Here is a 9,251-nt window from a genome sequence, read left to right on the forward strand (position 1 = left end):
AATTTATATCCCGAAGATCATCCATATAACTGGCAGGTAATTGGCTCGCTAGAAGATCTTCAAAATGCTACGCTTCAGGATGTAAAGGAGTTTTATAATAACTGGTATGTGCCCAATAATGTAACATTAAGTATTGCTGGCGATTTTGATAAAGAGCAAGCCAAAGAATGGATTCACAAATATTTTGATGAAATACCGCGTGGTCCCAAAATTGAACGAGAAGAAAAGCAATTGGTAGCACTTTCCGAAACCAAAAAACTCTATTACGAAGATAATTTTGCCCGGCTTCCGCAACTAACTATCGCCTGGCCGGCCGTATATTCCTACCACGAAGACACTTATGCCTTAGAAGTGCTGGCAAAATATTTAAGCGAGGGAAAAAACGCACCACTGTATCAAAACCTGGTATCAGAAAAAGAACTTACAGATCGGGTTAGAATGTATAATTACACTTCAGAATTAGCGGGACAACTAATGCTGCAGGTTACCGCTTATAATGAAGTTGATTTAGATTCTGTAGAAAACGCGGTTTTTGAAACCTTTAAAAATTTTGAAGTCGAAGGTATTCCCGAGCGGGATCTAAAACGAATTAAAGCACAACAGGAAACCGACTTCTATAATAGCCTGGCCAGTGTTTTAGGCAAAGGATTTCAGCTGGCACAATATCAGATTTTTGCCAACGATCCGAATTATATTAATAAAGATGTAGAAAAAATACTTGCGGTTACGCCGGAAGATGTAAAACGTGTTTATGAAAAATATATAAAAGGAAAACATTTTGTCGCTACAAGTTTTGTTCCGCAAGGGCAGGTGGCACTTGCTTTAGAAAATTCTGAAGAAGCTGAAGTTATAGAAGAAAAAATAGTTGAAAATGCGGAAGAAGAAGTGAATGTATCTACAGACGCCTCTTATCAAAAAACTCCTTCCAGTTTTGACCGAAGTGTAGAACCGCCGTATAGCAGCGCGCCTGAATTGACAGTTCCAGAAATTTGGGAAAATATACTTCCTTCCGGGCTTAAAGTTTACGGAATCACTAATAATGAAGTTCCACTGGTAAAATTTAGCCTGGAAATGGAAGGCGGATTATTACTGGAAAGCCCCAATAAAGTAGGCGTTTCTAATCTTTTGGCTAATTTAATGACCAAAGGAACTAAAAATAAGACTCCCGAAGAACTGGAAGAAGCCATTCAATTATTAGGAGCCGATATTAAGGTAAATGCGGAAGATGAAAAAATTGTTTTAAGTGGCAGCACACTCGCAAAAAATTATGCTAAAACCATAGATTTGGTTCAGGAAATATTATTGGAACCTCGCTGGGATTCTACCGAATTCAAACTGGTAAAACAGCAGGCGCTTAGTAGAATTCAGCAACAAAAAGCCGATCCAAATAGTATTGCCAATAACGAATTTAGAAAGCTAATTTATGGTAAAAATCATATTTTAGGTCATAATAATTTAGGTACAGAATCTTCGGTAAATAATATTACCCTGGAAGATCTTAAAGATTATTATTCAGCAAATCTTAGTCCTAAACGCAGTGTTTTTCACGTAGTGGGCGCAATAGAAAAAGAAGATGCGGTAAAAGGCATTCGGTCGCTTTCGGTAGCCTGGCCACCAAAATCGATTAAAATGCCAGAAGTTGCTCAGCTTGAACTCCCACAGGAATCTCAAATTTATTTTTACGATGTTCCGGGCGCCAAGCAATCGGTTTTACGCTTTGGTGCTCCTGCCCTGGCCGCTACCGATGATGATTTTTATGCAGCCGAAGTTATGAATTATCGTTTAGGCGGCGGCGGATTTGCCTCGCAGCTCACCCAGGAATTACGGGAAGGCAAAGGCTACACCTACGGAATTCGCTCTGGATTTAATGCAGGAAAAAATCAAGGTTTATTTCTAATTTCCAGCGGCGTTCGCAGTAATATTACTTTTGATGCGGTAAAACTTATTAAAGAAATTATAGAAAATTATCCGCATAATTTTGACGGGGAAGATATGGAAGTCACCCGTGGCTTTATGATTAAAAGCAACGCCAGGAAGTTTGAAACTTTAAATTCAAAACTGGATATGCTTAGTGAAATTAGCACTTTTGGCCGTGAGTATAATTACATTAAGCAGCGGGAGAAAATGGTAAATGAGCTTACCGTTTTAGATATAAGAGAATTGGCTGAAAAATATATAAACCCCGAAAAAATGTACTTTTTAATCGTTGGAGATGCCGAAACACAGATGGAAAAACTGGAAGAGCTTGGCTTAGGAAAACCGGTTTTATTAAATGAAATTAACGAATAATGATATTACCTGCAATTTTACTTGTTTTAGGACTGGTAGTCCTAATTTTTGGAGCCAATTATATGGTTGAAGGTGCTTCTGCCCTGGCCAAAAAATTTAATATTTCTAACCTTGCTATTGGTTTAACCATTGTAGCTTTTGGAACTTCTGCACCAGAGTTGGTGGTGAACACCTTTGCCGCTGCCGATGGGTATTCAGATATCGTTTTTGGAAATGTGATAGGTAGTAATAATTTCAACCTGTTTATTATTCTGGGAATTACAGGGCTTATTACTCCGCTGGCAGTACAATCCAGTACTGCGTGGAAGGAAATTCCTATTTCACTTATAGCGGTAGTAATTCTTTTTATGATGGTAAACGATCAGGTTATTTCTCCCGATCAACCCAGTATACTAAGTACTTTAGACGGATTTATTCTACTATTCTGTTTCCTGGCATTTCTATTTTATGTGTACAAACAACTCAAAAATGACGATGTGGTAGAAGAAGATAACATCAAACTCCTGTCTCCTTTAAAAACTACCATTTTTATTATTGGCGGCCTCGCGGGTCTGGTTTTAGGGGGCCAACTGGTAGTAAATAATGCAATAGAAATTGCCGAAAGTATGGGAATTAGTCAAAAAATTATTGGTCTTACTGTCGTGGCTGCGGGAACTTCCCTGCCCGAACTGGCCACCTCGGTGGTAGCTGCGGCCAAAAAGAATGCCGACATTGCTGTGGGTAATATTATTGGTTCTAACATCTTTAATATTTTCCTTATTCTATCTGCAGCATCAATTATAAATCCAATTAATTTCAATTTAAATTTCAACCAGGACCTTTATATCCTGGCCGGTGGAACATTATTTCTACTTTTAGCTATGTTTACCGGTAAGAGAAGAAGACTGGATCGCTGGGAAGCTTTAATTCTATTAGTGGCCTACCTTGCTTATACTACTTATTTAGTAATGCAGGAATTATAAATAAAGACTGGACTTATTTTATGAACTGAAGTTTAAATCTTAATATAACAATCTGAAAATTCGTTTATTTTTTATGAATTTCTTTTCATTTGCCAGAGATTAATTCTATTAATTTAGACTTATGAAAAAGATATTTTTACTCCCAGCAATAATATTATTACTTAGTTGCACTAACGAAACGGAAAAGGAAAAAACCAAATTACGCATAGATAATCTTGAAGCCGATCTTAACGATTTAAAAATTGAAAATGATTCGCTGGAAAAAGAATTAAGATTATTGAAAAGTCGGAATCCTATAGTTTTTACAGAAGACTTTGATACGGTGCAAAACCCTGAAACTTTTATTGTAACCTCTTTAGAACGAAATGCTCAACTTATTCCTGAAGAATCTGTTTTAGGCGGCACGATGCGTTTTATAGATAACGAAATTTTGAATCAGCGTTTTATTTGGGCCGCTTACGAAGATGGGCATATAGCCGGCGAAGCGATTTTTCAGTATAAATTGAATAAAGCTGATAGTATTGATTTTAAACTGGTTTCAAAAATTAGAAATTAGGCCATAACCTGCTTCCCAAATTTTTCCCGCAGTAAATCTATGTCCTCTTCTAAAAATCCCTTTAATTCAACTATATCTCCTTTAGCTTTTGGAGCTTTAATAATCAAGTGGTAATTGCTTACGTCAATATTTAATTCCGGGCCAAATTTATAAGTTTTAGGTTTTTGATGTAACCTCGCTACAATCAATTTTTCATCGTTCCAGGCAATATATGCTGTATTTCTATCTATTTGTTTATACGCGAGCCATGCATACAATAAACCGGAAACTAAATACAGGCAAGATATTAAAATCGCCACACTTCCCTCCACAAAAATATAATTTGCCAGGCCTAAAAGAAGCCAGAAAACAGCGAGAATAAAGTATAGATTCTTCTTAAAGAAGCTGGTATGTTTTACTATTTTTTGCATCAGGCAGTCGCTAAATTTTGCGCAGGAATCAATTCGGTTTTTAGTTTTTCAATATCGGTTTCGATATAGCCTTTAAGCTCCACCATAGTACCATCAGCCGGCCCCGATTTAATAGTTAGATTAGTTGCTGAAACATTAATTGCGTCAATATTCTCCCATTTATAAGATCGTGTGCTTTGCTGCCACTCACTAATCTCTATTTTTTCATCATCCCAGCTTATAAATTCTAATGCCAGATCTCTTTTCAAATATCCTACAACGGCATAAATGAGTCCGATAAGCGTATAACCATAAGCCATAACGTCCATGACCTGAAAAATAATCATTAAAACTCCCATTAATCCCCAAATTCCTCCCATAATGAAGAAATAGTTTCTTCGGAAAAAAGTGACTTTTTTAGAAATTTGTGGCATAAGTTTTAGAATATTACAGGAAAGATAATAATTATTTTAAAAATTTAAACTGAATAAAATATTGATGGCTTTTAAATCCATATCAAAAGCAAAAGCTGAATTTTCCATGATATAATCTTTGTCATTGCGAGGTACGAAGCATCTGTAGACCATTAATAGAATTTGACAGGTTACTTCACTCCGTTCGTAATGACGATTAATTTTATAAAAAATGACCTATTTACGTTTTATTTTTATCAAACTAGAAATATGATAAACTGAACGAAATTCAATATCTTAAAAGAATGAAACAAGCTTTACGCTACTTCTTCAAATTCCTTTTGATCCTTTTATCTCCCGCTATAGTTTATCTGGTGATGGCATTAATTGGATCTAAAATTCCCGTAAATTCTAAATTTGAAACTAAAAACGCGAATATTAATATCTACCTCTATAAACAGGATATGCATACCGATATTTTCCTTCCGGTACATTCTAAAATCATCAATTGGGATAGCATATTTAGACCTAAGCACACCCTATCAAATCCGCAGAATTCTGAATTTATAGGGTTTGGTTGGGGTGATCTTAATTTTTACCGAAATACCCCGCAGTGGGAAGATATAAAACTCAATGTTGCTTTTAAAGTGCTTTTTCTAAGATCACAAAGTGCATTACACACGCAATTTTATCAAAAAGTACCAGTTTCAGAAAACCTGGTTAAAATTTCAGTTTCAGAAGATCAATATAAAAAGCTAACTGACTATATTTTAGAAACTGTAAACGCTGAAAATAAGGGAGAAATTCAACCTGTTTCAGGTTTACACTATTATCAGGATGATGCGTTCTATTTAGCTGAAACTTCTTTCCACCTTTTTAAAACCTGTAATACCTGGACGAATTCTGCATTAAAAGCCTCCGGACTTAAAGCCTGTTTATGGACGCCATTTCCGCAGGGAATTTTCTATCAGTATAATTAAAACAGATAGCCAAAAGGAGGGGAAATTCTACTTTAAAAGTTATTAAGTTTAAAATCAATCATATATAATTTTGTAACTTTTTATTTCTATTATAAAATTATATAAGGTTTGAAGAATTCAGCTTCCAAATATTCTTCTTTTATTCTTTCCGGGGTAATATTACTTTTATTACTAACAGCTTACTTTACACTCCCAGGTTTCAAGGACTTTGTAGATACCACTATAAGGGTTTTAACTAACGGTAATACAGAAATAACCCGGGCATATTTTAAAGATTTTGGCGTTTGGGGACCGGTAGCTATTATTTTGTTTATTATTCTTCAAATGTTCCTAATTATTTTTCCTTCCTGGATCCCTATAATCGTGGCGGTTATGGCTTATGGTGTTTGGTGGGGAAGTCTTATTTCATTAACCGGTGTGGTACTTGCTTCCTATATTGGATATTTTATTGGTGAAAAATTAAAAGGGGTATTTCTTACTAAAATATTTGGGGAGGATAATTTGAAGAAAATGGATTTCTGGATTGGAAATTATGGATTTGGATCGGTAATTCTATTCAGGATTTCCCCCTTTTTATCTAACGATTCTATCAGTTTTATCGCGGGTATGCTGGGAATGGATTTAAAAAAGTTTATTTATGCCACCCTCTGCGGAATGCTGCCTTTAACAATAGCCATCGCTTATTTTGCTGAAGATCCTTCCAAATTAAAAGACGGGCTCTACTGGATAGGTGGAATAGGCTTGGTTGCCTATCTTATTTATATATTACTGGATTATAAAAAAAGGAAGAAGAACAGCAACTCCAAATCCTGAAATCCTTTTCAATAATTTCTCCTCTTAATCTGAAGGATTTATACTTTTTTTATAATCTCCAAAAATCCTGTTTTCTGCATAAATGCTTATCTTAAGACTATTAACCTAATATGCTAAGTATGTCTTCAGATAAAATTCAAAAGCCTGAAATTGAAAAATTTTATCACCGGTTGGAAAGTTCTGCCGATTTAGATCCTTTACTGGAAAAAATAGGAGATGCAAAATATGTACTCCTGGGGGAAGCCAGTCATGGAACCCACGAATATTATACCTGGCGAGCACAAATATCTAAACGGCTTATAAATGAAAAAGGATTTTCTTTTATAGCGGTTGAAGGTGACTGGCCAGATTGTTATAAAATCAATAAATGGATTAAATCTTATAAGAATTCAGGAGAAAATATTCAGGAGGTCTTAAAAGAATTTAATCGCTGGCCTACCTGGATGTGGGCCAATTGGGAAATTGCCGCCTTTGCAACCTGGTTAAAAGATTTTAATTTGAAGAGAAAGCACGAGGAAAAAATTGGCTTTTATGGTCTTGATGTCTATAGCCTCTGGGAATCTATGAATTCTATAGTTAATTATCTCCAGCAGGAAGACCCGGAAACGGCTGAATTAGCAAAAGATGCTCTTAATTGTTTTGAACCTTTTAAAGCAAAAGATTCTTATGCTTCAGTTTTCTCTACTTCAAAAGGAGATTGTAAAAATGAGGTGGTACAATTGTTAAAACAAGTGAGAGAAAAAGCGCATAGTTATGACGGCGCAGAAGAAGCAGGTTTAAATGCCGAGCTAAATGCTTTGGTTATGGCAAACGCTGAAAAATATTATAAAGCTATGGCCGGGTTTGGTGACGATTCCTGGAATGTTCGCGACCGGCATATGGTGGAAACATTAAACCGACTTATGGATCATCACCCTGATGAGGCTAAAGTGATTATCTGGGAACATAACACTCATATTGGGGATGCAAGGGCTACAGATATGGCAGCAAGCGGATTAGTAAATGTTGGCCAATTAGTAAGGGAACAGCACAGCAAAGAAGGGGTGGTACTGGTTGGATTTGGTTCTTATTCAGGATCTGTTATGGCCGGTAGAAACTGGGGTGCACCCATGCAAAAAATGAAAGTTCCCGAAGCAATCCCAAACAGTTTGGAGTATAAATTACATAAAAGCGGGCCGGAAAATAAACTTATTATTTTTGATGAAAATCAGGAATTAAATGATGCTTTTTCTGAAAAGATAAAACACCGTGCGATTGGGGTAGTTTACCATCCGGAAAGGGAGCGTGGCAATTATGTTCCGTCAAGAATATCGGCTCGTTATGATGCATTTATTCATATTGATAAAACCACGGCACTGCACCCTTTAAAGTTGCAACCACAAAATGAATTAACACCAGAAACCTATCCTTTTGGAATTTAATAAATTCAAAGCGGTAGATTCCTTTCTTAAAATGAGTGAGCTTTTCACCCAAACTGAAACTAAAGCCAGGAGATTTTAAACGCTCTTTACTTTCAATTCCTTTCTTTGTGGTTTTGGAGCTGCGTGAATTGGTTCGGCATATAGATCGAAATCAGCGGCATCGGTCACTTTTACTTCGTAAAATTCCCCGGTTTTTAAGTAAACGGTAGTGGCATCGATTAAAACTTCGTTATCTACATCAGGTGAATCAAACTCGGTTCTACCTACAAAGTAGTTCCCTTCTTTTCTATCGATCACCACTTTAAAGATCTGACCAATTTTTTGCTGATTTAATTCCCAGGAAATCTGGCTCTGTATTTCCATAATCTGGTTGGCACGATCTTGTTTTACCTCTTGTGGCACATCGTCTTCCAAATTATAGGCGTGTGTGTTTTCTTCGTGAGAATAAGTAAAGCAGCCTAAACGCTCAAAACGCATCTCCTCTACCCAATCTCTCATTTCCTCAAACTGCTCCTGGGTTTCTCCCGGGTAACCTACAATAAGTGTGGTTCTAATGGCCATTTCAGGAACATATTTCCTGAAATCTTTTAGTAGTTTTGTAGTTTTTTCGCTCGTAGTTCCGCGGCGCATAGATTTCAACAATTCAGTATTGATATGCTGCAACGGGATATCTATATAATTACATATCTTAGGCTCACGTTTCATCACATCCAGCACATCCATTGGGAAACCGGTTGGAAATGCATAATGCAACCTAATCCACTCAATGCCTTCAACCTTAGCCAGGTTTTCAAGCAATTCGGCTAAATTTCTTTTCTTATAAAGATCAAGCCCATAATAGGTTAGATCCTGCGCGATAAGAATTAATTCTTTTACCCCGTTAGCCGCAAGATTTTTAGCTTCTGTAACCAGATCTTGAATTGGAGTCGATTTATGGCCACCGCGCATTAGCGGAATAGCACAAAAAGAACAGGGCCTGTCACAACCTTCGGCAATTTTAAGATAAGCGTAATTCTTGGGCGTCGTTGTTAAACGCTCCCCAAGCAATTCGTGTTTATAATCGGCTTCCAGAGCTTTTAGTAAACCGGGAAGTTCTGTAGTTCCAAAATACTGGTCTACATCAGGAATTTCTTTTTGAAGATCTGGCTTGTAACGCTCGCTTAAACACCCGGTTACAAAAACTTTATCTACTTCTCCCTGTTGTTTCTGTTCTACAAACTCCAGGATGGTATTCACCGATTCTTCTTTGGCGTTGTCTATAAATCCGCAGGTATTAATCACCACAATATTGCCGTCCTGCTCGTGCACCACGTCTTTATTGTTGCCCTTAAGCTGCCCCATCAACACCTCACTATCATACACATTCTTGCTGCAACCAAGGGTTACTACATTAATACGGTTCTTCTTTATCGACTTTGTCCTCATAAT

At 36.6% G+C, this 9,251-nt stretch carries 9 protein-coding genes; 6 read left to right on the plus strand and 3 right to left on the minus strand.

What is annotated here, in order from left to right:
• The 3 genes from AACZ30_RS11155 to AACZ30_RS11165 form a co-directional block, all read left to right on the plus strand.
• On the plus strand, positions 1–2,289 hold a 2,289-nt coding region (locus AACZ30_RS11155), incomplete at its 5' end, for an insulinase family protein (protein ID WP_339649401.1).
• Complete coding sequence (locus tag AACZ30_RS11160; RefSeq protein WP_208226063.1) at positions 2,289–3,251, plus strand: calcium/sodium antiporter; 963 nt, start codon at positions 2,289–2,291, stop codon at positions 3,249–3,251. The genes AACZ30_RS11155 and AACZ30_RS11160, both read left to right, overlap by 1 nt.
• Positions 3,252–3,372: 121 nt before the next feature.
• Complete coding sequence (locus AACZ30_RS11165) at positions 3,373–3,807, plus strand: hypothetical protein (protein ID WP_339649402.1); 435 nt, start codon at positions 3,373–3,375, stop codon at positions 3,805–3,807.
• On the opposite strand, the gene AACZ30_RS11170 is transcribed toward AACZ30_RS11165, so the two are convergent.
• Positions 3,804–4,217: a hypothetical protein gene (locus tag AACZ30_RS11170; RefSeq protein ID WP_339649404.1), complete on the minus strand. Its 414-nt coding sequence runs from the start codon at positions 4,215–4,217 to the stop codon at positions 3,804–3,806. The genes AACZ30_RS11165 and AACZ30_RS11170 overlap by 4 nt on opposite strands.
• Positions 4,217–4,576 carry a hypothetical protein gene (locus AACZ30_RS11175; RefSeq protein WP_339649406.1) on the minus strand — a complete coding sequence of 120 codons (360 nt, stop codon included), beginning with the start codon at positions 4,574–4,576 and terminating at the stop codon, positions 4,217–4,219. The genes AACZ30_RS11170 and AACZ30_RS11175 overlap by 1 nt, the downstream gene beginning before the upstream one ends.
• Before the next feature lie 338 nt (positions 4,577–4,914).
• On the opposite strand from AACZ30_RS11175, the gene AACZ30_RS11180 reads away from it, so the two are divergent.
• From AACZ30_RS11180 to AACZ30_RS11190, 3 genes are all read left to right on the plus strand, one after another.
• The gene (locus tag AACZ30_RS11180; protein WP_339649409.1) at positions 4,915–5,589 is read left to right on the plus strand and encodes a TIGR02117 family protein; all 675 of its coding nucleotides are present in this window, start codon (positions 4,915–4,917) and stop codon (positions 5,587–5,589) included.
• Between the two features lie 108 nt (positions 5,590–5,697).
• Positions 5,698–6,402, plus strand: coding sequence for a VTT domain-containing protein (locus AACZ30_RS11185; protein ID WP_208226068.1), 705 nt, complete (start codon positions 5,698–5,700; stop codon positions 6,400–6,402).
• Positions 6,403–6,521: 119 nt separating this feature from the next.
• Positions 6,522–7,823, plus strand: coding sequence for an erythromycin esterase family protein (locus AACZ30_RS11190; protein WP_339649411.1), 1,302 nt, complete (start codon positions 6,522–6,524; stop codon positions 7,821–7,823).
• 75 nt (positions 7,824–7,898) lie between these two features.
• On the opposite strand, the gene rimO is transcribed toward AACZ30_RS11190, so the two are convergent.
• Complete coding sequence (rimO, locus tag AACZ30_RS11195; RefSeq protein ID WP_339649412.1) at positions 7,899–9,248, minus strand: 30S ribosomal protein S12 methylthiotransferase RimO; 1,350 nt, start codon at positions 9,246–9,248, stop codon at positions 7,899–7,901.
• Between the last annotated feature and the right edge of the window lie 3 nt (positions 9,249–9,251).

Source organism: uncultured Salegentibacter sp., assembly GCF_963972535.1.
GTDB lineage: Bacteria > Bacteroidota > Bacteroidia > Flavobacteriales > Flavobacteriaceae > Salegentibacter.

Coding starts and splice junctions, on each gene's coding strand:
- AACZ30_RS11160 (WP_208226063.1), top strand. CDS start 2,289: ATGATATTACCTGCAATTTTACTTGTTTTAGGACTGGTAGTCCTAATT.
- AACZ30_RS11165 (WP_339649402.1), top strand. CDS start 3,373: ATGAAAAAGATATTTTTACTCCCAGCAATAATATTATTACTTAGTTGC.
- AACZ30_RS11170 (WP_339649404.1), bottom strand. CDS start 4,217: ATGCAAAAAATAGTAAAACATACCAGCTTCTTTAAGAAGAATCTATAC.
- AACZ30_RS11175 (WP_339649406.1), bottom strand. CDS start 4,576: ATGGGAGGAATTTGGGGATTAATGGGAGTTTTAATGATTATTTTTCAG.
- AACZ30_RS11180 (WP_339649409.1), top strand. CDS start 4,915: ATGAAACAAGCTTTACGCTACTTCTTCAAATTCCTTTTGATCCTTTTA.
- AACZ30_RS11190 (WP_339649411.1), top strand. CDS start 6,522: ATGTCTTCAGATAAAATTCAAAAGCCTGAAATTGAAAAATTTTATCAC.
- rimO (WP_339649412.1), bottom strand. CDS start 9,248: ATGAGGACAAAGTCGATAAAGAAGAACCGTATTAATGTAGTAACCCTT.